This window comes from Acidithiobacillus ferrooxidans ATCC 23270 (assembly GCF_000021485.1).
Taxonomy (GTDB): Bacteria; Pseudomonadota; Gammaproteobacteria; order Acidithiobacillales; family Acidithiobacillaceae; genus Acidithiobacillus; species Acidithiobacillus ferrooxidans.
On the sequence record NC_011761.1, the window covers coordinates 99,245 to 122,403 of the forward strand.

Annotated in this window: 22 protein-coding genes and 1 pseudogene; 16 read left to right on the top strand and 7 right to left on the bottom strand. The window is 61.8% G+C overall.

What is annotated here, in order from left to right:
* Position 1: 1 nt before the first annotated feature.
* Complete coding sequence (locus AFE_RS00520) at positions 2-706, bottom strand: response regulator (protein WP_012535791.1); 705 nt, start codon at positions 704-706, stop codon at positions 2-4.
* A gap of 226 nt (positions 707-932) precedes the next feature.
* Between AFE_RS00520 and AFE_RS00525 the strand changes: the two genes are divergently transcribed.
* The 14 genes and pseudogenes from AFE_RS00525 to AFE_RS00585 all read left to right on the top strand — a co-directional run bounded on the left by AFE_RS00525 (position 933) and on the right by AFE_RS00585 (position 15,588).
* Positions 933-2,492, top strand: coding sequence for an efflux transporter outer membrane subunit (locus AFE_RS00525; protein ID WP_009565495.1), 1,560 nt, complete (start codon positions 933-935; stop codon positions 2,490-2,492).
* The gene (locus AFE_RS00530) at positions 2,489-3,571 is read left to right on the top strand and encodes an efflux RND transporter periplasmic adaptor subunit (protein WP_012535792.1); all 1,083 of its coding nucleotides are present in this window, start codon (positions 2,489-2,491) and stop codon (positions 3,569-3,571) included. The genes AFE_RS00525 and AFE_RS00530 overlap by 4 nt, the downstream gene beginning before the upstream one ends.
* Positions 3,572-3,588: 17 nt before the next feature.
* Positions 3,589-6,674 (top strand): annotated as a pseudogene (locus AFE_RS00535) (efflux RND transporter permease subunit).
* Positions 6,675-6,750: 76 nt separating this feature from the next.
* Positions 6,751-6,912: a hypothetical protein gene (locus tag AFE_RS16565; RefSeq protein WP_009560889.1), complete on the top strand. Its 162-nt coding sequence runs from the start codon at positions 6,751-6,753 to the stop codon at positions 6,910-6,912.
* A 256-nt stretch (positions 6,913-7,168) separates the two neighbouring features.
* Positions 7,169-7,705 carry a DUF924 family protein gene (locus tag AFE_RS00545; RefSeq protein WP_012535794.1) on the top strand — a complete coding sequence of 179 codons (537 nt, stop codon included), beginning with the start codon at positions 7,169-7,171 and terminating at the stop codon, positions 7,703-7,705.
* A gap of 312 nt (positions 7,706-8,017) precedes the next feature.
* The gene (locus tag AFE_RS00550; RefSeq protein ID WP_012535795.1) at positions 8,018-9,037 is read left to right on the top strand and encodes an alpha/beta hydrolase; all 1,020 of its coding nucleotides are present in this window, start codon (positions 8,018-8,020) and stop codon (positions 9,035-9,037) included.
* A 19-nt stretch (positions 9,038-9,056) separates the two neighbouring features.
* Positions 9,057-10,493, top strand: a complete 1,437-nt coding sequence (locus tag AFE_RS00555; protein ID WP_012535796.1) for an META domain-containing protein — start codon at positions 9,057-9,059, stop codon at positions 10,491-10,493.
* A 21-nt stretch (positions 10,494-10,514) separates the two neighbouring features.
* Complete coding sequence (locus AFE_RS16300) at positions 10,515-10,751, top strand: hypothetical protein (protein WP_012535797.1); 237 nt, start codon at positions 10,515-10,517, stop codon at positions 10,749-10,751.
* 408 nt (positions 10,752-11,159) lie between these two features.
* Entirely contained in the window at positions 11,160-12,140 is a 981-nt protein-coding gene (locus tag AFE_RS00560; protein WP_225487358.1) for a tetratricopeptide repeat protein, read from the top strand.
* 309 nt (positions 12,141-12,449) lie between these two features.
* Positions 12,450-13,112 carry a Crp/Fnr family transcriptional regulator gene (locus AFE_RS00570; protein ID WP_012606500.1) on the top strand — a complete coding sequence of 221 codons (663 nt, stop codon included), beginning with the start codon at positions 12,450-12,452 and terminating at the stop codon, positions 13,110-13,112.
* An 89-nt stretch (positions 13,113-13,201) separates the two neighbouring features.
* Positions 13,202-13,408 carry a YgaP family membrane protein gene (locus tag AFE_RS15420; RefSeq protein WP_009560750.1) on the top strand — a complete coding sequence of 69 codons (207 nt, stop codon included), beginning with the start codon at positions 13,202-13,204 and terminating at the stop codon, positions 13,406-13,408.
* Positions 13,409-13,707: 299 nt separating this feature from the next.
* Positions 13,708-14,061 carry a DUF455 family protein gene (locus AFE_RS00575; protein ID WP_012535801.1) on the top strand — a complete coding sequence of 118 codons (354 nt, stop codon included), beginning with the start codon at positions 13,708-13,710 and terminating at the stop codon, positions 14,059-14,061.
* On the top strand, positions 14,054-15,061 hold the full coding sequence (gene tsaD, locus AFE_RS00580) for a tRNA (adenosine(37)-N6)-threonylcarbamoyltransferase complex transferase subunit TsaD (RefSeq protein ID WP_009560747.1): 1,008 nt from the start codon (positions 14,054-14,056) through the stop codon (positions 15,059-15,061). The genes AFE_RS00575 and tsaD overlap by 8 nt, the downstream gene beginning before the upstream one ends.
* Positions 15,061-15,588, top strand: coding sequence for a tetratricopeptide repeat protein (locus tag AFE_RS00585; RefSeq protein WP_009560746.1), 528 nt, complete (start codon positions 15,061-15,063; stop codon positions 15,586-15,588). The genes tsaD and AFE_RS00585 overlap by 1 nt, the downstream gene beginning before the upstream one ends.
* A gap of 6 nt (positions 15,589-15,594) precedes the next feature.
* Here AFE_RS00585 and plsY read toward each other — a convergent pair whose 3' ends face one another.
* The gene (gene plsY, locus AFE_RS00590; RefSeq protein ID WP_012535802.1) at positions 15,595-16,191 is read right to left on the bottom strand and encodes a glycerol-3-phosphate 1-O-acyltransferase PlsY; all 597 of its coding nucleotides are present in this window, start codon (positions 16,189-16,191) and stop codon (positions 15,595-15,597) included.
* 72 nt (positions 16,192-16,263) lie between these two features.
* Between plsY and folB the strand changes: the two genes are divergently transcribed.
* Complete coding sequence (folB, locus tag AFE_RS00595) at positions 16,264-16,623, top strand: dihydroneopterin aldolase (protein WP_012535803.1); 360 nt, start codon at positions 16,264-16,266, stop codon at positions 16,621-16,623.
* Between the two features lie 17 nt (positions 16,624-16,640).
* Here folB and rimO read toward each other — a convergent pair whose 3' ends face one another.
* From rimO to AFE_RS00610, 3 genes are read right to left on the bottom strand one after another with little or no spacing between them, the layout of a single operon-like run.
* Entirely contained in the window at positions 16,641-17,981 is a 1,341-nt protein-coding gene (gene rimO, locus AFE_RS00600; RefSeq protein WP_009560743.1) for a 30S ribosomal protein S12 methylthiotransferase RimO, read from the bottom strand.
* A complete protein-coding gene (locus tag AFE_RS00605) occupies positions 17,978-18,361 on the bottom strand; it encodes a NifU family protein (protein WP_012535965.1) in 384 nt (127 codons plus the stop codon). Before AFE_RS00605 ends, rimO begins: the two co-directional genes overlap by 4 nt.
* A 5-nt stretch (positions 18,362-18,366) precedes the next feature.
* A complete protein-coding gene (locus tag AFE_RS00610; protein ID WP_012535966.1) occupies positions 18,367-19,107 on the bottom strand; it encodes a pteridine reductase in 741 nt (246 codons plus the stop codon).
* A gap of 9 nt (positions 19,108-19,116) precedes the next feature.
* Between AFE_RS00610 and AFE_RS00615 the strand changes: the two genes are divergently transcribed.
* Positions 19,117-20,244, top strand: a complete 1,128-nt coding sequence (locus tag AFE_RS00615) for a class I SAM-dependent methyltransferase (RefSeq protein ID WP_012535967.1) — start codon at positions 19,117-19,119, stop codon at positions 20,242-20,244.
* Positions 20,245-20,346: 102 nt separating this feature from the next.
* Here AFE_RS00615 and AFE_RS00620 read toward each other — a convergent pair whose 3' ends face one another.
* Positions 20,347-21,282 carry a cytochrome c oxidase assembly protein gene (locus tag AFE_RS00620; protein ID WP_012535968.1) on the bottom strand — a complete coding sequence of 312 codons (936 nt, stop codon included), beginning with the start codon at positions 21,280-21,282 and terminating at the stop codon, positions 20,347-20,349.
* A 476-nt stretch (positions 21,283-21,758) separates the two neighbouring features.
* Positions 21,759-23,150, bottom strand: coding sequence for an oxygen-independent coproporphyrinogen III oxidase (hemN, locus tag AFE_RS00625; protein ID WP_009564895.1), 1,392 nt, complete (start codon positions 23,148-23,150; stop codon positions 21,759-21,761).
* Positions 23,151-23,159: the final 9 nt, after the last annotated feature.

Here is a 23,159-nt window from a genome sequence, read left to right on the forward strand (position 1 = left end):
CTCAGGGTTCCGCGACGAACAGGTAACCATGACCCCAAACCGTGCGGATGTGCCGGGGTTGGCCGGGGCTGCCGTCGAGCAGGCGGCGCAGGCGGGAGATCTGCATGTCGATGCTGCGGTCATCGTTTTCGAGTTGACGGCCACGGGTCAGCCACATGAGTTTTTCGCGGGTCAGGGGCTGGCCTTCATGCTGAATGAGGGTTGCGAGGGTCTGGAACTCGGCACTGGTGAGGGACAGGGCTTTCCCGTCACGCAGGATCTCCTGCCGGCTCATATCCACGCTAAAAGGGCCACACTGAAAGGGGGCGGTCGCCATGCCGGGTGGTCGGTCGGCCCCGCGGACCCGGCGCAGAATCGCCTGGATGCGGGCCACCAGTTCGCGGGGATGAAAGGGCTTGGCGAGGTAGTCGTCGGCGCCCATCTCCAGTCCCAGAATACGGTCTACTTCATCACCCCGCGCGGTGAGCATGAGGATGGGGACATCATGATGCTGGCGCAGGCGCCGGCAGATTTGCAGGCCGTCTTCGTGGGGCAGGCCCAGATCGAGGACGATCAGATCCACGGGCGCTTCGGCAAGCAGGCTTTCGATCTGCCGACCATCGCTCATGCCTCGCACCCCAAAGCCAAAGCCCTGCAGATGCGACTCCACCAGACCGCGCAGGCGCAGATCGTCGTCCACCACCAGAATCTGTTTCCGTGTATCCATGAGCACACTCTAACCTGTTGTTCCCGGACGGACCAACATGAATTGTAACAAGACCTTTCGGTGCGCCACAAAGTGACACTCTGTTACGTTTCAGTCCCTCTACGGCAGAGATTGTTACAGGCATCCCCGTTACCATTTGATCGGTTGCGATGACGGTATTGCAGTCTCTGTTTGCGCTTCTGGAGCGCATCCATCTTCCCGGTTGATCGAGTGAATGAGGGTTTGCATGAAAAACGCCAGGTATCCGCATGGCCACAGGCGGCAGAAGGCGGGGCGATCCGCCCCGGGCATGGCCCGGCTGGGCGTCTTGCTCGGGATTGTCGCTGCGGCCGGCTGCGCGGTGGGGCCGCAGCCTGGTGCGCCCAATGTGCGGGCGCCTGCGGCCTATAACGCCCATCCCCTGGACTTGCATGGCGGGCCGCAGCGGATTCGGTGGACGCAGCAGGAATCTCAGGCCTGGTGGTCGCTCTTTCATTCGTCCGCCCTGAACGGCTACATCCGGCAGGCCATGGAGGCCAACCCGGATATACAGGCGGCGCGGGCAGCCCTGGCGCGTGAGCAGTCCTTGATCGCGGTGGCCCAGGGCGGACTGCTGCCCAGTGTCGGTGCCGGTGCCGGAATCAGTCGTGGACGGGCACAACGCACCGGCGCGAATGGCGGGGCAAGCTACCGCATTCCCGGCAACCTCTATAGCCTGCTGCTGGGCACCATAAACGTCAGCTACAACCCCGACGTGTTTGGTCGCCAGAAGGATCTGGTACATGCGGCCAGGGCCCGGGCTGCGATCAGTCGTGCCAGTCTGCATCAAAGTGAAGTCTTTCTGGCGGCGGCCGTGAGCCGGGCGGTAATCAACGGTGCTGCGGCGCGGGCTCAGCTCGACGCCGCCCGGCAGATCGCCACTGCCGATGCCCGTCTGTTGCGCCTGCTGCAGCAGGAATATCAGTTGGGTTATCAGAATCTGCAAAGTGTGGATCAACAGGAGGCCATCACCGCAGCCGCGCAGGCGCGCATTGCCCCCTTGCAGGCCGATGTGGCGGTGGCCCGCCACGGGCTGGCGGCTTTGCTGGGCCAGTCCCCCGATACGGATCTGCCCATGCCGACACTCGCCAGTCTGCAATTGCCGTCCAGCCTGCCCACCACCCTGCCTTCGGCTCTGGCCGCGCAGCGCCCGGATATCCAGGCCGCAGCGGCGGAGCTGAAGGTGGCTGCGGCGCAGGCCGATGTGGCCACCGCCGATCTGTATCCCCAGTTCAATATCACCGCCGACATCGGTAAGGCGGCCATGACCGGGGGGATGTTCTTCAACCCGATTTCGACCCTCTGGTCCCTGGGGGCGGGGATCGCGGCGCCGATTTATAACGGTGGCGCCCTCCATGCCCAACGTCGTGCGGCGCTTGACCAGTACAAAGCGGTCAGCGACCAGTATCGCGGCACCGTACTCGACGCCTTTCGTGAAGTGGCCGATGCCCTGCGTGCTTTGCAGGGCGCCGACACGTCCTATCAACATCGTCTGGCCGCACAGACTGCCGCCGGGGCCGCCCTGCGTCTGGCGGAAGCCCGCTACCGTGACGGCGCCACCGACTATGCCACGGTGCTCGATGCCGAAATCGCATATCAACAGGACACGGTCGCTGCCATCAGCGCACGTGGTCAGCGTTATCTGGACAGCGTGGCGCTCTTTGTGGCGCTGGGCGACGGCTGGCAGCCCGAAGCCGGTGATGCCCGCACGGCCAGCGACGCGCAACCCCATTCCGCCATTCACCAATCTCCGGGAGCCCCTGCATGAAGAAGGCCTTTTTCTTACTGGGTATCGTTGTCGTGCTGCTTTTTGGCGGTGTTTATGGCTGGTATCAATGGCGTCAGGGTCGGTTGCACACACGCCTGGCGGCGGCGGCCAACCCGGTGGTCACCGTTTCTGCCACGCGCGCGCAAAACGAGTCGATGGCGGGTGAGTTGACCGCCGTGGGCGAGATCGTGCCGCAACAGGGAGCGGTGCTCAGTCCTCAGACCGGGGGGGTGGTGCAGCATATCGGCTTTCACTCCGGTGCCACAGTGCAAAAGGGACAACTGCTCCTGTCTCTCGACCCCGGCGCTTTGCCTGGCCAGTTGCAGGCCGCCAAGGCCGAGGCCGACCTCGCGCAGGTGGATTATCAGCGCGCCGAGAAGGTCTTTGCCATCCACGGCATCTCTACCGCTGCACTGGATAAGGCTCGCTATGGTGCCAGCGTGGCCCAGGCCCGGGTGACGGCCTTGCAGGAGTCTCTGGCGGATACGCAGATCCGTGCCCCTTTCAGCGGAGTATTGGGGTTGCGTACCGTGAACCTGGGGGAATATGTCCATGCGGGTATGCCGGTGGTGCATATCGAAAACCTGCAGACGCTCTACGCCGATTTCACGGTACCTCAGCGTGATGTGCAGGCGGTGCGGGCGGGCGGGCCGATACAACTTGACGTGCATGACGGGATTATCCTGCGCCATTACAGTGCCAAAGTGCAGGCAGTTTCCAGTCATGTGGATGCGCAAAACCGGGCAGTCAGCGTTCGCGCCCTCGTCGATGCGCCACTGGGCTTGAAACCGGGCATGTTCGTCCGCGTCGTCCTGCAAAAGGAGGCACCCACGGCACGCCTGATGATTCCTACGGTGGCAGTAAGCTTCAATACCTATGGGGACTTTGTCTATGTGCTGACCCCGGGACCGGACCGTACCCTGATCGCCAAAGAGCAGCCGGTGACCACGGGCCTGCAGCGCGGTAACCAGGTGGTGGTCCGTTCCGGCCTCAAGGCGGGCGACCTGGTAGTCACCGCGGGGCAGGTCAAACTGCACAGTGGTGACCATGTGCGCATCAATAACGCTGTGCATCTCTGAGTCTTCCAAGGATTTCCATGCACTTCACCGAACCCTTTATCCGCCGCCCCATCCTTGCCATCTCCCTGAGTCTGGTGCTGTTTTTCTTCGGATTGCGTTCCCTCGGCCTGATGCCCATCACCGAATATCCGCCGACCAACAGCTCCATGATCACGGTGACCACCCATTACTTCGGTGCCACCCCGAAAACCGTCAATGCCTTTATTACGGCGCCACTGGAAAAAGCCGTCGGGCAAGCCCCCGGCATCAACTATATGACGGCGGTGAGTGAGGACGGCATCTCCATTCTCACCCTCTATATGCGCATGGGCGAAGATCCCAACGCGGCCTTGTCACAGGTGCAGAGCAAGGTCAATACGGTCCTCAATCAGCTCCCCAAGGGGGTGATGCAGCCGGTGGTGCAGGAAATGTCCGGCTCCGGCGCCTACCTGATGTTGTTGAGCTACCATGGTAAAGGTTTCAATCAGCAGCAGATCACCGACTATCTGACCCGGGTGGTGCAACCCGCCATCCAGTCCGTGCCGGGGGTGGGCCTGACTTCCATCTTGCCGCCGGGCACCGGACCCAACGGCAACACCTATGCCATGCGCATCTGGCTCGACCCGCAGGAGATGTCCGTGCTCGGCATTACCCCGGAACAGATCAGTACCGCCCTGAAGCAGAACGACTTTGTGGCTGCGGTGGGGCGCCTGCGCGGTCAGTACACGGCAGTCTCCCTGAGTGCCAATACCGCCTGCACAGCGCCGCGGAATTCCGCAATCTGGTGGTGGCGACGGTGCATGGGGTGCCGATTCGACTGGGACAGGTGGCCAAAGTCTCCCTGGGCGCTCAGACATATGACTCATCCGTCATGGTGGACGGCCAGCCGGCGGTCAATATCGGCATCCAGCAGGCTCCCGGCAGTAATGCCCTGAACGTGTCCCAGGGGATTCAAAAGGTGATGGCCCAGTTGGACTCGACCATGCCGCCGGGCATGAAGGGCTACACCATCTACAATGGCGCGCAGTTCGTCAAAAGCTCTTTGCAGGAAGTGGAAGTCAATATCGCCCTCGCGCTGCTGGTGGTCATCCTGGTGATCTATTTCTTCATGGGCTCGTGGCGGGCGCTGATCGTGCCGGTGCTCGCCATCCCGGTGGCGATGGTGGGGGCGGTCACCATCCTCCATGCCCTCGGTTACACGCTGAATTTGCTTACCTTGCTGGCCATGGTGCTGGCCATCGGGCTGGTGGTGGATGACGCCATCATCGTCGTCGAAAACGTCCACCGGCATATCGAAAACGGTGCCACGCCCCTGCACGCGGCGCTGCTCAGCGCCCGTGAACTGGCCAGCCCCATCCTGGTCATGGCGACGACGCTGGTGGCGGTTTTCGCCCCTATGGCCTTCATCGGCGGGTTGGTGGGGCATTTGTTCAGCGAATTCGCCTTTACCATTGTCGCCACGGTGCTGCTGTCCATGGTGGCCGCCCTGACCCTCGCCCCCATGCTCGCCTCGCGGGTCTTGAAGGCCGGGCACGAAGGGCGGATGGCGCATCTGGTGGATCAGCTTTTCGGCCGGCTCAAGGCTTTCTATGGGCGTGTCCTTTTTGCCAGTCTGCGGGTCTGGCCGGCGACGGTGACGCTGGCGCTGATCCTCACCGTCGGCATTTATTTCCTCTTTTCCATCAGCCAGAGCGAGCTGGCACCTCCCGCCAACCAGGGCATCGTCTATGTCAACGGCGTCGCCCAGCCGACGGCGACCCTGGAGTACATGAACGCCTATGACCGTTATCTGACCAAGACGGTTTTCAATAAAATCGACAGTCGCAGCCACAGCTTCGCGGTCAATGGGGTGGGTATCGGCGGCATGTTGTTGAACAACGAGGTGATGGCAGGTGTGGTGCTCAAACCCGAGCGCGGCAGTGTCACCACCCAGCAGGTCAAAGAAAAAGTGCAGAAACTGGCCGAGCAGGTGCCGGGCATGAAGCTCTCCGCCTTCGGCCTGCCGCCCTTGCCGGGAGCGGCGGTGGGGCTGCCGGTGCAGTTCGTGCTCACCAGTACCGGCGGCGGTTACCATCAACTGGACGCCGTCTCCGGCAAGCTGGTGCGGGAGGCCAGAGCCAGCGGCCTGTTCTCCTTCGTCTGTAAAAATCTTAAGTATAACAACCAGATCCAGGAGCTTCATATCAATCGCCAGATGGCTGCCTCCTTCGGTCTGAGCATGGCGGATATCGGGCAGAATCTGGAAACCCTGCTGGGCGGCAACTATGTCAATTATTTCGACATGGACGGCCTCAGCTACCGCGTCGTGCCCCAGGTGCCGCCCGCGTTGCGCGCCAATCCGGATTTCCTGAAGGCCTACACCATCAAGACCCCATCCGGCGCGCAGGTGCCACTGTCCACCTTTGTCTCCCTGAAGTCGCGACCGGCACCCACTTTCCTGCCGCAGTTCCAGCAGTTGCCCGCGGTCTTCATTCAGGCCAATCCGGCACCAGGGGTGTCATTGGGCCAAGCCCTGCAATTCCTGCGGAACCATGCCCAGAAAATCCTGCCCGCCGGGGACCAGATCCACTATGCCGGCGTGTCCCGTCAGTACATGCATCAGGGCAGTGCCCTGGTGGTCACCTTTGGTTTTGCGCTGTTGATGGTCCTGCTGCTGCTGGCGGCGCAGTTCAATAGCTTTCGCGACGCCCTGGTGGTGCTCACCGCGGTGCCCGTCGCCCTTTTCGGGGCCTTGCTGCCCATTGCGCTGGGCGCCTCCAGCGTCAATATTTATTCCGAAGTGGGTATGGTCATGCTCATCGGGTTGATCGCCAAACAGGGCATTCTCATCGTGCAATTTGCCCGTGTCATGCAGGAGGAAAAGCATTTCGACCGGCGCCATGCGGTGGCGGAAGCGGCAATCCTGCGCCTACGCCCTATCCTCATGACGGTGGCGGCGATGATTGCCGGCGCCATACCCCTGCTCTTCGCCAGTGGCGGGAATGCCGATGCGCGGTTCTCCATGGGACTGGTCATTGTCAGCGGTCTGGGCTTCGGGTCGCTGGTTTCGCTCTTTGTGATCCCGGCGTTTTATGTGTGGTTCGGGCAGGTGGTACGGCAGCCGGAGAGCGATTTGGTGGGGTAGTAAGGAGTACCGGTTTCCCGCGAAATCCTATGGCTGGGGCTGGGGCATCCCCACCGCGTGGCAAGGATGGGCGGTCTTGGTGGCCTATGGCGTGGGGATGGCGGCGATCATCTTGCTGGTGTCGCCTGAGGAACGGCCGGTAGAGTTCTTCTCTTATATCGGTATACTCACGGCGGCACTCCTGGTGGTCTGCTGGTTCAAGGGTGAACCGCCGAAGTGGCGGTGGGGCCGCAGATGAGGTCCTAACCGGCGCTCAACCTCGCTCCCTTCGGTCGCTGGACGCTGCGTGATAAAGCCGCGCAGCGCCGGCAGGTGCGTCGCGTGGCTATGCCGCAGGCCGAGGCTGTAGAGGGTGAGATAGAACACCCGGTAGCTCAGGGTGCGGGCATAGGCGTCGATGGTCTTGGGTTGCAGGCCTTAACAACCCCTCGGCATGGAGGGGATGAAGGTGCAGAATAACAGGTCTGGAAAAGATGCATGAAGGACGAATCGCCATGTTCTCCGATGTCCTCGACTTCTGGTTTCACGAGATCGCGCCGGCGCAGTGGTGGGCGGCCGATCCGGCGTTCGACGCGCTGATCCGCAGCCGCTTTGGCGCGCTGCATGCGCAGGCGGTGCGCTGCGAACTGTACGGCTGGCGTGACCGGCCCGAGGGGCGGCTGGCGGAAATCATCGTGCTCGACCAGTTCTCGCGGAACATGTTCCGCGGCGATCCGCGCGCCTTTGCCGCCGACACCCTGGCTCTCGCGCTGGCGCAGGAGGCGGTGGCCCGCGGTGCCGATCGGGCGCTGGCGGCCGAACAGCGCAACTTCGTCTACATGCCCTATATGCACAGCGAATCGCCGGCGATTCACGTCGTCGCCGAGCAACTGTTCAAGGCCAACGGCCTGGCGGACAACTACGACTACGAACTGCGGCACAAGGCCATCGTCGACCGCTTCGGGCGCTACCCGCACCGCAACGCCATTCTCGGCCGCGAATCGACCGACGAGGAACTTGCCTTTCTCGACCAACCGGGGTCGAGCTTCTAAGCGCCCCAGGGTCTGCTCGCCGGCCCGCCTCCCGTGGGGGTCGGGGAAACTGGGGCGCCCTGCATTTTCTTGAGAACGGAGGCCCCGGTGCCGGCACGCGCATCGAAGCGGCATGCTTCAGGCGTGGGCCTTGCACGGATGCCCCCGGGTTGCAGGGCCTGCCTGCGTCGGTGGCGTTTGGGGCGAGATCGCGACGCCGGTTTCGACTTCGACGTGGCCGACCCCGATGGCACTGTCAGCGCCATGGTTATATAGTGTCGTCGTCGCAGTCGTCGACGAGCAGGCAGCAATTGCCGCAAAGGAAAATCGTCCATGAAACGCTTTTTTCTCTGGTTCGGCGTCGGTTTTCTCGTTTTGATCGCGGCCCTCGCCCTTGCGTTCAAGTTCAGCCCATGGCCTTCGGTGTTCGTGTTTTCCCAGATGTTCGCCAAGGGAGATCAGGCGACCGACGCGGCGCTGGCGCGATACGTGCCGCCGGGCATCGCGGCGCGCACCGGCATTGCCTACGGCAAGGGGGCGGACGAGACCTTCGATCTCTACTTCCCGCAAGGCCGCAAAGGCGCCTTGCCGACCATCGTCTGGGTGCATGGCGGTGGCTGGATCGGTGGAAGCACAAGCGGCATCGCCAACTATCTGAAAATCCTCGCGGGCCACGGCTACACCACGGTTGGGGTCGAATACTCCACCGGCTTCGGTTCGGCCTATCCCAGGCCGGTGCAGCAGGTCAACGCTGCGCTGCGTTATCTGCTTGCGCACGCCACCGAGTTGCACGTCGACCCAGGGCGCATCATCCTCGCCGGCGATTCGGCCGGCGCGCAGATCGCCGCGCAGATCGCGCTGCTCGGCACCGACTCGGACTATGCGCGTGAGGTCGGCATCACGCCGTCGCTCAAGGCACACCAGATTGCCGCCACCCTGCTGCTCTCCGGCGCCTACGACCTGGACGCGGTGGACTACCACGGCAATTACGCCTGGTTCCTCAAGACCGTGCTCTGGGCCTATTCGGGAACGGAGAAGTTCCTGCATGACCGGCGCTTCCGGCTGATGTCCATTACGCCGCATGTCACCGCCGCCTTTCCGCCGAGTTTCATTTCCAGCGGCAACGGTGATCCGTTGGAGCCGCAGGCCGTCGCGTTGGCGAAGAAGCTCGGCAGTCTGAGTGTTCCGGTCGAGACCCTGTTCTTCCCGGCGAACCGCCAACCGGCGCTACCCCATGAGTATCAGTTCAATCTCGACAGCGCTGCCGGGCGCGAAGCGCTGCAAAAGATGCTCGATTTCCTCGCCTCGGTTCGCGCGGGCGAGGCGGCTGTTTCATCCACCAACGCGCAATGAGACCAACGAGGGAGGAATCATGTTGAAGCGACAACCATCACATTCACCCGCGCCCGAAGGGCGTTCGCCGGGGAGCCTGTTGGCACGGTGCGTGCTGCTGTTCGCATTGGCGCTGGCCGGCACCGGGCTGACGCAGGCGGCGACACTGGAGGGGACCGCGACCTACCGCGAACGCATGATGCTGCCGCCGAGCGCGGTATTCGAGGCGACGCTGCAGGATGTGTCGAAGACGGGCGCGGCACCGAAGACGCTGGGCCGCGCGATCCTCGATCCCGCCGGGCAACCGCCATTTCGTTTCGCCATTGACTACGACGCTGCGGCCATCCAGCCCGACGGGCACTATGTCGTGAACGCCATGGTGAGTGTGCCCGGTCGGATGCTGTTCGTTGCGCTGGCGCGCCATCTGGAGTTCACCGGCACGACTGCGCCGGTGCAACTGCTGCTGGTGCGCGCGCAGAGCAATCGTTTCTCGATATTCGCCAAGCAGTTGCCCGCGTCCTATGAGCGAGAGGTGCCGGGGGCGGACAGCCTGGTCCGCTGGCATCTCGATCTGCTTCCGGGCGGGCAGTACCAGTTGCGCACCACCTACGTGGACAAACCGACGCTCAAGCCGATCGATCGCATCGGCCGCTGGCAGTATGACAGCGCACTCGGGGTGCTCAAGCTGTTCCAGAGCGACAGGTCCACACTGCTGTTCGATGTGGAAGACGCGGGCGGCCTGCTGCGGCCGCTCGATGCGCGGGGCAAGCTCGCCACATCGCCTTACAACGTGCCGCTGCGGCGCTTGCCCCGACTGGCGCTCGTCGAGCCGGAGCTGAAACTGACCGGCATGTTCTCCTACATGGCCGATGCCGCTTCGATCACCCTGTGCGAAGACGGTCGGCGGATGCCGGTGGCGATGGAGGGAGACTTCAAAGCGCTGGAACGGGCGTATGTCGACGCGCCTCACAAGTCCGGGCAGGCCTTGTATGTGCGCCTGGATGGCCGGATCGCCTCGCGTCCTTCGGCGGAGGAAAGCCAGCCGCCGCGTGCCACCCTGGTCGTCGAGAAGTTCACCGACATCCAGCCCGGCCTGAGCTGCGGCATGGTGGCGACCCACATCGCGCTGCGCGGCACCTACTGGAAACTGGTGCAGCTCAATGGGCAGGCGATCAGCCTCCCGGGCGCCGTCAGGAAGCAGGAACCGCATCTGGTGTTTTCCGCGAAAGGCGACCGCGTGTCCGGCGCCGGCGGCTGCAACGCCGTGACCGGCAGTTTCAAGGTCGACGGCGACAAGCTGCATCTGCGCCAGATGGTCAGTACGCTGCGCGCCTGCCTGACCGGCATGGAATACGAACGCGAGTTCCTGCAAACGCTGGGCAAGGTGGAGCGCTACCGCATCGTCGGCGGGCATCTCGACCTGCTCGACGAGAAGGGTGCCGTCATCGCGCGCTTCGAGGCGGTTGCGCTGCGGTGAGAAAGGGATGAGCGCCAGCCGATGATTGCGAAGTCCGACATGGTGCGGATGACGCAGCGCCGAGTCCGAGGGTCGGGAGCCGAGGCGCGGAATCGGTCCGGAGTCAGCGAAAGCGGCGGCGGACCCGTTCAGTCCGCCTTTGCCGCCTTCCCGCGCAGCACCCACGCCACGAACCGCCGTCCGTACTCCGGCTGCATCCAGATCAGCCAGCTCACCACAAGCGCGTTGAGCACCGCCACGCTGAGCAGCACAGGCTGAATAATTCGTGGCGCCGCAGCCGGCGACTCCTCCGCGTAGCGGCTTCGTCCAACAATCGCCTCGAGTGTCCCTCAAGCTAAACGTGTGCGCCGGGCATGGCGCGTTACTTCTTTTACACGCTGGTTATACCGGGTTACGTAACGTCACAAAAAAATAAACCAAATCTGCCCATATTTTTGTAGCATATTGTTTATGAATGAATAAAATAGGCATGTTAGGCGGCATCGTTCTTGCTTGACTTTAATCAGACCGAAGCAAGCAAGTGGCTTGCGAAGCGTCATCATCGTGCCAGGTGAAGCGACATTCGTTTTCAAACAAGAGAGATGGAGAAAGATGACAGCATCATTGGTTAAAGCACCGATAGTTTGTTTGCCAAAACTAAAAACGCATCTTTAGGCCCGTAGCAGCGTGAATATAAAAAAAGATTTGTTGCTGTGGTTGCCCTCTTTACTGCTTTGCTGCGCGGCCTCATCGGCCTACGCTATGACTCATGCGCAGGGAGAAATGCTCAGCGCTCAGGCTCGTGCGGGGGATGCCAGTGCATTACGCACCCTTGAAAAGGCAGCTAAAAGCGGGGACAAAACCGCCGAAAACTGGCTAGGAATTTACTACGGTGTTCAGAAAAAATATCGCAAGGCGGTATTCTGGTCGCGCAAGGCAGCCATTCAAGGTGACCCGTTGGCCGAGTTTGTCATGGGCGAGGTGTACTACTACGGTAATGGCGTCCCGAAAAGCGACCGCACTGCATTGTATTGGTATAAATTGGCAGTAGCCCAAGGCTATCAGGGTGCGCAACCCATGCTGACCAAAGTACGGCAAGAGATTGCTGCGCAGGCGGAGTTGCGCGACCACACTCAGGTCGTCGCTCGAACAGATGAACAGCCACCCGCAGGGACAAGCAGTTCTACATCTGTGACGCCGATTTCTGACAACAAGGTTGTCAGTACCCCTGCGATCAAGTCGACAACACCAATGGCAGTAACTCGTCCTTCATCCGCCCTCCTGACAGCCAAAGAACAAAACCTTCTGGGCTACGCCTACTATAGTGGCCAGGGCAAACCCAAAAATTATGAAAAGGCGGTTTATTGGTACCGCAAGGCGGCTGCCCAAGGTGATGCGAGTGCTGAGAACAATCTGGGTGTGGCCTATAACTATGGTAATGGAGTGGACAAAAATTTTTCACGCGCTGTGTACTGGTATCGAAAAGCTGCTGATCAGGGGAATCCCAGTGCCCAAACGAATCTGGGAGTTGCCTATTACCAGGGCGACGGAGTGAAAAGTAGCACCACCGAGGCTCTCCACTGGTGGACGAAAGCTGCCAAGCAGGGCGATGCGCGTGCACGTAGCTATTTGAATGTGGTAAAACTGACGTCACGGGGGACTAAGTAACCTGAAAGCGGGAGTGTCAGAATTTCTGTGTGTGAGGCGGTTTGGGACGTTTCCTCACGGGGTTTGTCGAGATTCATTCGGTGAGGCGATCAGGATGTCGCTTCTGGCGGCCGCCGCATGGATGGCCTGGGGTATCTGGATGTATTTGAAGGAGTGTCACGAGCATATGGCATACCCACAACGCCATGAAACGTACGCACATGTATGCGCACGATGCCCACCACCAGCATCTCTACAATTTCCCGGTAGTTTCGGGAATCCGGCACGGTCATCCGCATGTTCCAGGCCTGCGTCAGTTGCATAAGCATCATGCATAACTGGTTTCAGAATTTCCCTCTCCTTGCAAGGCTTGACGACGGTCCGGAAAAAAATCTGCTGATCACTGCACGACCCATAACCTGGGGATCGGGTGAAATCGTATTTCATGCAGGCGCGCCCTGCCATCAGTACTTATTGGTGCTGGAGGGACAAATCCGAGTGCAGCAAACTTCTGCGACGGGACGAGAAATCGTATTGTACCGCATCGGACCCGGAGAATCCTGCATTCTGACGACGGCTTGCCTGTTCAGCCATCGTCCCTATCCGGCCATGGGCATCACCGAATCTGCGGTTAGAGCCGTCAGCCTTTCTCAATCTGTTTTTGAGCGTCTCGTCGCGCAATCTGGCATTTTTCGGGAGTTTGTTTTCAACGCCTACGGAAACCGTTTGACTGATTTGCTCGCACTGGTTGAAGAAGTCGTTTTTACCCGTCTCGATGTGCGGCTGGCAAAAAAACTTCTGGAGTTGGGAGGCGCCACGCCGTTCATCCACATCACTCATCAGGCATTGGCCACAGAACTCGGATCAGCCCGGGAGGTAATCAGTCGTGCTCTGAAAGAGTTTGAAATACGCGGCTGGATCCAGCGTAGTTCAGGACAGATCCAGATCATTCATCCTCAAGCGCTCCGTCAATTGGCGCATTCCGAATGTTGATCCCTGATTCATTGGGTGAGTAAGTCACAGACAATCTGCCACAAACAGCCTACGATACAGTTCGGATGAGCGCACAAAAGGAGTTCAAAATGTCTGCATCTTCACTGTTTAACGAAGGCATGCCCGACCGGTTGATACGGGTCATTGTCGGGATTATTGTCATTGCACTGGTATTTGTCGGACCCAAAACCCCCTGGGGATGGTTGGGGCTTGTTCCTTTAATCACCGGTCTGGTGGGTTGGTGCCCCGCATACACGCTTTTGGGTATCAGGACTTGTCCCTTGCGGAAATCATAACGGGGCCCCTTCAGGAGCCGGACCTCTACGGCGCGGGAATGGCCGTTGACTGGTCAAGTGGCTGATTCTTCGGCGTCGGATTCACTTGCGGCCGCAGCAGCCACTAGGCTTGATTGCCTCGATGGTGGCGGAAACCAGGTAGTCCGTCACCTTGCGGCCCGACGCCCGGTCCTTGATGAACTGAGGTGCCCTGACAATAGTAGACAGTCCCATTTCAGGACGATGCCGGAAGCCCTTATCGAGCGGTGTGTGCTATATTTTCATTCCTGCAAAAGGGCGGGAGCGGGTGTGATTGCGGTATGGATGAAATCAGCGGAAAGCATCAGGCAGGGTCTTGTGGCGGGGCAGGCGCGGCCTTTGATGCGATGGACTCTGACCAAAAAGTGGCTCTGGTGCGGGCCTTGCGCTGGCCGCTGTCGGCTTCAGCGGGCGCGCGATCCTGTTTGACGACGCCGGGCCGTCCTGTCCGGCCACTGCTCGTGGACCCCAAAAATTTACCGCGGCGTCGCGCGCTGACCACTGTGGCTGGTCGATTTGCCTTGCTCCATGCCCTCACCCATATTGAATTCAATGCCATCAATCTCGCGCTGGATGCGATTTGTCGCTTCCCCGGTCTACCCGACTCAAAGCCGGAGGAGGCTTGCCTTGATTGAGCGGATACTGGGCATTGAAAGCTCCTGCGATGAAACGGGGCTTGCTCTCTATGACCGCCAGCGTGGCCTCCTCGGCGAAGTGCTGTTCAGCCAGATTGCCCTGCACGCGCCCTACGGCGGTGTCGTGCCGGAACTGGCGTCGCGGGACCATGTGCGCCGCCTGCCCTTGCTGCTCGACGAGTTGCTGGCGCAAACCGGCGGGCAGCGCCCTGACGCCATCGCCGTCACCGCCGGGCCGGGACTTATCGGTGCCCTGCTGGTGGGGGTGAATTTCGCCCGCGGCCTCGCCATGGGCTGGGATATCCCGGTGATCCCCGTGCATCATCTGGAAGGTCACCTGCTGGCCCCGCTGCTCAATGAGGTGGACCCCTTTCCGGCGGTGGCCTTGCTGGTTTCCGGTGGGCATACGATGCTAGTGGAAGTCCGTGCTCCCGGCGACTATATTTTATTGGGAGAGACGCTGGATGACGCCGCCGGTGAGGCCTTCGACAAGGCGGCGAAGATGATGGGACTGGGCTATCCCGGTGGGCCTGCGCTGGCCGCCCTGGCGGAGGGGGGAGATGCCCAGGCTTTTCGCCTGCCGCGGCCACTGCTGGACCGGCCGGGACTGGACTTCAGCTTCAGCGGTCTGAAAACGGCCTTCCGTCTGGCCTCCATGCCCATCGCGCCCGACGACGGGCAGAAGCGGGCCGATCTGGCTGCCAGTTTTCAGGCCGCGGTGGTGGAGACGCTGTTCACGAAGTGCCAGCGTGCCCTGCGGCAGACCGGGCTGAGGCGTCTGATCGTGGCCGGCGGGGTCGGCGCCAATCGGGCGCTGCGAGCGGCCCTGAACGGCCTGGTGTCCGCAGGCGTCGAAGTCTTTATAGCCGATCTCGCGCACTGTACGGATAACGCGGCGATGATCGCTCTCGCCGGTGCCCTGCACACGGAGCGGGCCCAGGCAGCCACGGCGGACTTCCCGGTGCGGGCGCGCTGGTCCCTGACGGAGGAGGAAGCGTGATGAACGAGCCATTTTCTCTGGATATGATCGTCGACGAGCTGGCGGCACAGGATGTGGACTTTCAGGAGGGCCTGGACTGGCAGCAGACGGATCATCCGCGGGAAGCGGCCATCGCCTTCCGGCGCGCACTGGAACATGGCCCGAAGAGTGCGGTGATCTGGACCTTCTACGCCTGGGCACTGTCTGCTTCCGGCGACCCACACGGGGCCATCGCTGCCTGCCGCCGCGCCATCGCCTGCGATGCAGAGTGGGGGCAGGCGTGGAATGACCTCGGTGAGTATCTGATGGACGCTGGCCGTGAAGACGAGGCGCTCTTCGTGATCCGCCGCGCCCTGAAGGCCAAACGCTTCGACAGCCCGCATCTGGCGCAGATGAATCTGGCCCGCTACTACCTGCATAAAGGCAGCATGCGCCGTGCCCTGGCCGCAGCGCAGGAGGCGCAGCGGCTGGTTCCCGGTTTTCGCCCGGCGGCGCGACTGGCGGACTGGATCAGCGACCGGATGCAGGAGTGGAACATCCGGGATTGACCGGTCTCAGCGCCTTTTGAAGGGACGTTCGCTGCCGTCCAGCAAACGGCGGATATTGCCGCGGTGCCGCCAGAGGATCAGTAGCGCCAGCACCAGAACGAGTAGCCGCATGCTCGTCGCGGCGGAGACCGCAAAGACGATAGGCACCGCGCCGACCGCCGCCAGCAGCGCCGCCAGTGATGAAACCCGCGTCACGGCGAACACCAGTATCCATACACCCAATATCGACAGGCCCAGTACCGGCAGGAGCGCCAGCAGAATACCCAGCGCCGTGGCCACCCCCTTGCCGCCGCGAAACCCAAAAAACACTGGATAGAGATGGCCGAGAAAGGTGGCGAGGGCCACCGCGGCCAGCGCCCAGTCCTCCAGTCCGAGCAGGCGGGCGATGACGATGGGGACGATGCCCTTGGTCAGGTCGCCGAGCAAAGTCAGCAAGGCGGCCTTTTTGCCACCGATGCGCAGGATATTGGTGGCGCCGGGATTGCCCGATCCGGACTGGCGCGGGTCCCCCAGACCCAGCGCGCGCGCCACCAGAATGGCGCTGGCAATGGAACCGACGGCATACCCCCCGCCGATCAGGGCAACATCCAGAAGAAGTGACATGCAGTGCTTTGGCCGGGAAATTGGTTATTATAGGCCGAGCTGCGGCGGATTGCCGCTTTTTTCGGGATAACCATGGATATTCTTTTTGTACGTGAACTGAAGGTGGACACCCGCATCGGCATCTACGACTGGGAACGTCAGGTCAAACAGACGGTGCTCATCGATCTGGATATCGCTGGGGATGCGGGGGCCGCGGCGCGGACCGACAAGGTGGAGAACACCATCAACTACCAGACCATCTGCCAGCGCCTGGTCGCCCATATCGCCGCGTCGGAGGTGGAGCTGGTAGAGACCCTGGCCGAGCAGATCGCGGATATCGTTCGCGGTGAATTCGGCGCGACCTGGGTGCAGGTGACGGTGCACAAACCCGCCGCCGTGCGCGGAACACGGGATGTGGGGGTGCGGATCGAGCGGGGCAGTCGCCTGCCCTGAGCGACCAAAGGCCCTGGTCAGGCCGACACCACCATCCCATATAAATCATGGGCATCCGCCCGGGTGATCGCCACCTCCACCCAGTCTCCGACCTGCAACCCCGCCGCCTTGCCCAGATGCACCACACCATCGATCTCCGGGGCATCGCTGGCGGAGCGGGCGATGACTCTGCCGCCCCGGGCCATTGCATCCACCAGTACCCGCTGACGCTGGCCCACCCGGCGTTGTAGCCGCTGGCGGCTGATGGCTTCCTGCACGGCCATGAATGCGGCGCGGCGTTCCTCTTTGACCGGCTCCGGCACCGCTCCGGCGATCGCGTTGGCGGGCGCGCCTTCTACAGCGGAATAGGCGAAACAACCGACCCGATCCAGCTCTGCCGCCCGCAGAAAATCCAGTAACTCCGCAAAGTCCGCATCGGTCTCGCCGGGGAAGCCGACAATGAAGGTGCTGCGGATGATCAGGTCGGGCACCGCCTGGCGCCAGCCGAGAATCCGGTCGAGGGTTTTTTCGGCGGCGGCAGGGCGACGCATGGCCTTGAGGATGCGCGGACTGCCGTGCTGCAGGGGCACATCCAGATAGGGCAGAATTTTGCCTTCCGCCATCAGGGGCAGGAGTTCGTCGATGTGCGGGTAGGGGTATACGTAGTGCAGACGCACCCAGACGCCGAGTTCCCCCAGGGCCGCGCAGAGATCGGTGATGCGGGTCTTGAGCGGACGGCCGTTGTGAAAGGCGGTGCGGTATTTGCGGTCTACCCCGTAAGCGCCGGTGTCCTGAGAAATCACCAGCAGTTCTTTGGCGCCGCCCGCCACCAGCGCCTCGGCCTCGCGCAGAATATCGTCCGGCGCACGGCTGACCAGCTTGCCGCGCATGCTGGGAATGATGCAGAAACTGCAGGACTGATTGCAGCCCTCGGAGATTTTGAGGTAGGCGTAGTGGGGCGGCGTCAGGCGCAGGCCCTGGGGCGGCACCAGATCGGTGTAGGGATCGTGGGCCGGAGGGAGTGCCGCATGGATCGCGTCGAGCACGGCGCCAGCCTGGTTGGGGCCGGTGACGGCAAGCACCTTGGGATGGGCGCCGCGCACAAAGTCGCCGCCCTCGCGGGCACCCAGGCAACCGGTGACCACCACCTTGCCGTTCTCATCCAGCGCCTCGCCGATGGCCTCCAGGGATTCCTCCACCGCCGCGTCGATAAAGCCGCAGGTATTGACGACGACCACATCGGCGTTGGCGTAATCCCCCACCAGCAGATAGCCCTCGGCGCGCAACTGGGTGAGGATGCGCTCGCTGTCCACCGTGGCCTTGGGGCAACCGAGGCTGACGAAGCCGACTTTGGGCGGCGTATTCGCGCCCGCCTTCAAAAGGTATTGCTCACGTTGACCACGCCCGGAACGGCGCCGACGATACGCTCGACCACCTGTTTGAGATCGATGACGGCGTTGGGGCAGCCGGCGCAGGCGCCTTTCATGCGGACCCGCACGTCGCGTTCGATGATTTCCACCAGTTCGATATCGCCGCCATCGCGGTGGAGGATATGGCGTACCGTCTGCACCGCCTCTGCCACAGCCGCAGGGTCGGGCAGGGGGTCGTCGGGACCGTAGCGTTTCTGGCGGTCGAGTCCGCGTTCGGCCATGGCCTGGGCGTGGGCGATTTTGGCCGCGGCGAGGGGGTCTTCCGCCTCCAGGGCGTCCAGTTCTTCTTCGCTGTAAAAGCGGATGGGGGATTTTACGGTTGAGCGCATGGCCGTCAATATAACATGCGGCCGCCATCGACGACGAGATTGTGGCCGGTGACGTAAGGCGCGTCGAAAAGCAGATAGGCGATGGCGCCGGCAATATCCTCCGGGCTGCCGACGCGCTTGAGGGCGTTGCGTTCGATGAGTCCCTGCTGGTCGCCGTCGGGCGGGTCCTTGTCCTCGGCCCAGAGCACCACGCCGGGCGAGACGCTGTTGACGCGGATCTCCGGCCCCAGCTCTTTGGCGAGGGCGCGGGTGAGGGCCAGCAGACCCGCCTTCGTCACACTGTAAGGCAGATAACCGCGCAGGGGGATTTCGGCGTGGATGTCGCCGATGTTGACGACGGCGCCGCCGGTTTTTCGCAAATGCGGTGCGGCGACCTGGGTCAGAAAGAGTGGCGCGCGCAGATGCACGGCCTCCATCGCCGCCCAGTCTTCCGGCGTGATTTCGCCGAAAGGCGCAGGGGAGTACAACGAAGCGTTGTTGACGAGGCCGTCCAGGCAACCAAAATGCCCGATAGCGGCATCAATCAGGTGCGCTGGCGTTTCCGGGGCAGCCAGGTCGCCCGCGATCAACAAGGGTTCAGTTCCATGCCGCGCGCGCAACTCCTGCGCCAGGGCTTCGGCGTCTGCGGCGGATCGCTTATAATGCAGGGCGAGCTGGCAGCCTTCCGCGGCGAGCTGGCGGGCAATGGCGGCGCCTACCCTGCGGGCGGCGCCCGTGATGAGAACGACTTTTCCGGTAGCTTTCAAGAGGTGTCCATGCGCGTAGAGCGTCCCGATTTTTTAACCCATTCTCACGGGGCGCGCAAGACAAGTCTGCCCGCCCCGGACGCCGATGCGCTGGCCCACTCGTCCGCACTGCTGACCCATATCCGGCGGGAAATCGATGCCGCAGGCGGGATGATCCCCTTTCGTCGTTATATGGAGCTCGCCCTCTACACGCCGGGGCTGGGCTATTACATGGCGGGGCAGACCCGCTTCGGTGCGGCGGGCGACTTCGTCACGGCACCGGAAATGGGACGGGTGCTGGCCGCTGTGCTGGCCCGGACCCTGCAACCCGATCTGGGGCCGGATGGCATTCTGGAATTTGGCGGTGGGAGCGGCGCGCTGGCGGGCCAGATCCGGGACATTTTGCCGGACACCCCCTACACCCTGCTCGAACCCAGCCCCGATTTGCAGGCGCGGCAACGATCAGTCGTGACTGGTATTCAGCATCTGCAAACTCTGCCGGAGCACTGGCGCGGCGTGATGCTCGCCCACGAAGTGCTGGATGCCATGCCGGTGCAGGTGCTGGAGCTGGATGCCTCCGGGCAGTTGCACGAATGCGGCGTGCGCTGGAATGGCGAGGCACTGGATTGGGTGATGCTGCCTCCGCCGGTCGCTGCGCCTCTGGCGGCGCGGCTGGCGCCCTATGTAACGCATTGGCCCCGGCCCTATCGGACGGAAATCAATCTCACTGCCGAATCCTGGCTGCGCGAGGTCGCCGCCCGCCTGGACTCCGGCGCCATCCTTCTGATCGATTACGGGTACGAGGCCGCAGAGTTTTATCATCCCCAGCGGCAGATGGGCAGCCTGCGCGCCTATTATCGCCACCACTGGCTGGATGATCCCTTTTATCTGCCAGGCCTCTGCGACCTCACCGCCCATGTGGATTATACCGCGCTGATGACCGCTGCGGTGGAGGCCGGGCTGGAGGTGGCCTTTTATGGCCATCTCGCCCGTTTTCTGGTGGAACATGGGCTGGCCGAGGTGTATGGCACCCTTTGTGCGCAGGCGGGTGAGGACGGCCGCTTCGCCCTGAATAATGAGATCAAACGGCTCACCCTGCCGCAGGAAATGGGCGAAAGCTTCAAGGTATTGATTCTGAAAAAGCGGGAGAACACTTGACCAGCGAGACCATGCAATTCAGGGTCAGGGACCGTCAGTCCGCACGGAGGCCGCGCGCCTGGAGCCATCTGTCATCCTGGCTGCGCAGGGGCCTCCTTTGGATCAGTTGACGGTATATTCTGACTGATCGCTGTGGTGTTCCAGAACACCTTCCATCCATTGCCAGAAATGCCAGGTTACGAGGCACATCGTGGGCAGGGAAAGAAAAGTCATCATCATTCCCGCAAGGTGTTCGTCCAACAACGGGGTCAGCCCCCAGAGCATATGGGACGATTGCGCGGGATTCATGCTCATGGCGCTCCAGAACCAGATGCCACCCATCGCCATCATGGCCATTTCCATGATCCACACGTAAAGCGCCTTTTGCAAATGGTTACGCAGATTCGGCCACGATGGGAATACCTGAAGAGATTGCATCCAGACAATGATTCCTGAAACCAGATAAACGCCCGGCAGCAAGGCAAAAACCAACGGACTTTTTAAGCCCAGGGACATCTGATCGGACATGTCCCATATAACCAGTATCACGGCCAGAATGACTGCGGTAACGGAAGGGCGATGCATGAATCGCAACAGCTTCCAGAAGGCGCCGTTCGTTTTTTCATCAATCAGTTTAAAAGGAATTCCAAATACGATCAGTGGTGCCGCCAGTTCGAACTCTCCCATGAGTTTTAAGGTGTACAGCGTCATCGATTCAGGCACAAAGGCATTGAGCGGAGATTCCCAAAGAAACATCGTCATCAGGATTCCGGCAACAAATGTCCATACTTTCCACTTGGACCAGTTCGCGTCAGAGCCCCGATCTGCCATGTAGCGATCATATTGTAGAAAATAGTAGGCTATCACGCCGATGGCCCCGAGCCACGGAATGGGGTTGAGGTTCATCAGCAATAACGTGGTCAGCCCGACGGGTGCGCCTGCCAGCAGATATCCCGACGCATATAAGACAATCACCGCCAGCGATATCGGTAAGGCCGTTTTCCAACGCCGCATGAGACTACTCGCCCAAACCATATATCCCATTTGCAACTGTTTCATGTCGCCACCTCTTCCTTTCGGTGTGTACGGTGCACCTCAATACCATACGGCAATTTTACCTAAAAACAAGGCATGAATCGCGTCTTGGCGCTGCTCGCCCAACCCGTCCCCTGCAGTCATGCCGCCAGCGTAAATCCCAGCGCCGGCGTACCGCCGGCATGTTCCGGAATGCGGCAACATCTGATTCCTGCGACGTGAATAATCCTATGCCCACCAGAACTCCCGTAAAATGCGGCAAATTGTCGCACCCCGATATCAGGGGCATTGTGCTGTCTCTGGTGACAGCCGCTTGCCGGAATGGGTCGGGCTGTGCGTGTCCACACATGGTGGCCGGGGAAATGCAATACTTAGCTATTGGGACCGTCGCTCGTGGAGAGCTACCCCCCCTCCGCGTCCGACCTGGCAACAGCCCCTGATGCTGCCATTTCTTGCCGACCCGAGTCCCGGGCCTGGTAGGTAGAGTTGGCCGTTGCCCCTCAAATCACCCGCGAGTAACGCACCGGCTTTTGCGCGAGGTAGGCGTCGAAGGCCATGCAGATATGGCGGATCAGCAGCCGCCCCTGCGGAGTGACCGTCAGGGTGTGAGCGTCCATGTGCAGGAGTCCATCACTCGCCATGGCCTCCAGGGCGGGCAGGCTGGCTGCGAAATGCTGGTGGAAATCCAGGCCGAACTGCCGGTTCAGCGCGGCGAAATCCAGGCTGAAATCGCAGATCAGACGGGTGATGATGTGGCGGCGCAGCAGGTCCTCGTCGCCCAGGTGCAGGCCGCGCTCCACCGGTAGGTGGCCGCTCTCCAGGGTGGTGCCCCAGGTATCCAGATCCTTGATGTTCTGACTGTAGGTGGGACCGACCATGGCGATGGCGCTCATCCCGAAGGCCAACAGATCCGTCCCGGCATGGGTGGAGTAGCCCTGAAAATTGCGATACAGACTACCTTCCCGCTGTGCGATAGCCAATTCGTCATCGGGCAGGGCGAAGTGGTCCATGCCGATATAGAGATAACCGGCCTCCTGCAGGGTGGCGATGCTTTCGGCGAGGATGCGTAGCTTGGTGTCGGGACTGGGGATGTCCGCGTCGGGAATCCGCTTCTGGGGCGGGAACCGCTCCGGCAGGTGGGCATAATTGAAGACGGACAGGCGATCCGGACGCATGGCGAGAACCGCTTCCAGCGTCCGGGCAAAGCTTTCCGGGGTCTGCAGGGGCAGGCCGTAGATCAGATCGAGGCTGACGGAGCGAAAGCCAAGCTGGCGCGCCTCGCCGATGACACCCGCAGTGAGTGCAAAACTCTGTTCGCGATGCACGGCTTTCTGCACCGCCGTATCCAGATCCTGCACCCCGATGCTGATGCGGTTGAAGCCGAAGTCGCGGAGGAGGCGGAGCGTGCCGGGCTCCAGCGCGCGCGGGTCGATTTCGATGCCGTATTCACCTCGATCATCCGGGAGCAAAAGGAAGTGTTTGCGGATGCTGTCCAGGAGGACGGTCATGTCATGCCGGCGGAGGAAAGTGGGAGTGCCGCCGCCGAAATGCAGTTGGTCCACGGGACGGTTGCCGTCGATGTGGGCGCGCGTCAGGGCCATTTCCTGGTCCAGATGGGCGACATAGGGTGTTCCCCATTCGTGGTGGCGGGTGACCACCTTGGTGCAGGCGCAGTAAAAACACAGATGCTCGCAAAAGGGGATATGGAAGTATAGAGAGAGTGGGCGACCGCTGGTATTGGAGCGGTCGAGCGCGCCTTGCAGCGATCTTTCATCGAAATCTTCGCGGAAATGGGGGGCTGTGGGGTACGAGGTGTAGCGCGGCCCCGGCTGGTCGTAACGGCGGATGAGTTCCGGGTCGAAAATCAGGCTTTGGGTGGGCGTTATGGTCATCGGTTTTCG

Coding starts and splice junctions, on each gene's coding strand:
- AFE_RS00520 (WP_012535791.1), bottom strand. CDS start 706: ATGGATACACGGAAACAGATTCTGGTGGTGGACGACGATCTGCGCCTG.
- AFE_RS00525 (WP_009565495.1), top strand. CDS start 933: ATGAAAAACGCCAGGTATCCGCATGGCCACAGGCGGCAGAAGGCGGGG.
- AFE_RS00530 (WP_012535792.1), top strand. CDS start 2,489: ATGAAGAAGGCCTTTTTCTTACTGGGTATCGTTGTCGTGCTGCTTTTT.
- AFE_RS00545 (WP_012535794.1), top strand. CDS start 7,169: ATGTTCTCCGATGTCCTCGACTTCTGGTTTCACGAGATCGCGCCGGCG.
- AFE_RS00550 (WP_012535795.1), top strand. CDS start 8,018: ATGAAACGCTTTTTTCTCTGGTTCGGCGTCGGTTTTCTCGTTTTGATC.
- AFE_RS00555 (WP_012535796.1), top strand. CDS start 9,057: ATGTTGAAGCGACAACCATCACATTCACCCGCGCCCGAAGGGCGTTCG.
- AFE_RS16300 (WP_012535797.1), top strand. CDS start 10,515: ATGATTGCGAAGTCCGACATGGTGCGGATGACGCAGCGCCGAGTCCGA.
- AFE_RS00570 (WP_012606500.1), top strand. CDS start 12,450: ATGCATAACTGGTTTCAGAATTTCCCTCTCCTTGCAAGGCTTGACGAC.
- AFE_RS15420 (WP_009560750.1), top strand. CDS start 13,202: ATGTCTGCATCTTCACTGTTTAACGAAGGCATGCCCGACCGGTTGATA.
- AFE_RS00575 (WP_012535801.1), top strand. CDS start 13,708: ATGGATGAAATCAGCGGAAAGCATCAGGCAGGGTCTTGTGGCGGGGCA.
- AFE_RS00585 (WP_009560746.1), top strand. CDS start 15,061: ATGAACGAGCCATTTTCTCTGGATATGATCGTCGACGAGCTGGCGGCA.
- plsY (WP_012535802.1), bottom strand. CDS start 16,191: ATGTCACTTCTTCTGGATGTTGCCCTGATCGGCGGGGGGTATGCCGTC.
- folB (WP_012535803.1), top strand. CDS start 16,264: ATGGATATTCTTTTTGTACGTGAACTGAAGGTGGACACCCGCATCGGC.
- AFE_RS00605 (WP_012535965.1), bottom strand. CDS start 18,361: ATGCGCTCAACCGTAAAATCCCCCATCCGCTTTTACAGCGAAGAAGAA.
- AFE_RS00615 (WP_012535967.1), top strand. CDS start 19,117: ATGCGCGTAGAGCGTCCCGATTTTTTAACCCATTCTCACGGGGCGCGC.
- AFE_RS00620 (WP_012535968.1), bottom strand. CDS start 21,282: ATGAAACAGTTGCAAATGGGATATATGGTTTGGGCGAGTAGTCTCATG.
- hemN (WP_009564895.1), bottom strand. CDS start 23,150: ATGACCATAACGCCCACCCAAAGCCTGATTTTCGACCCGGAACTCATC.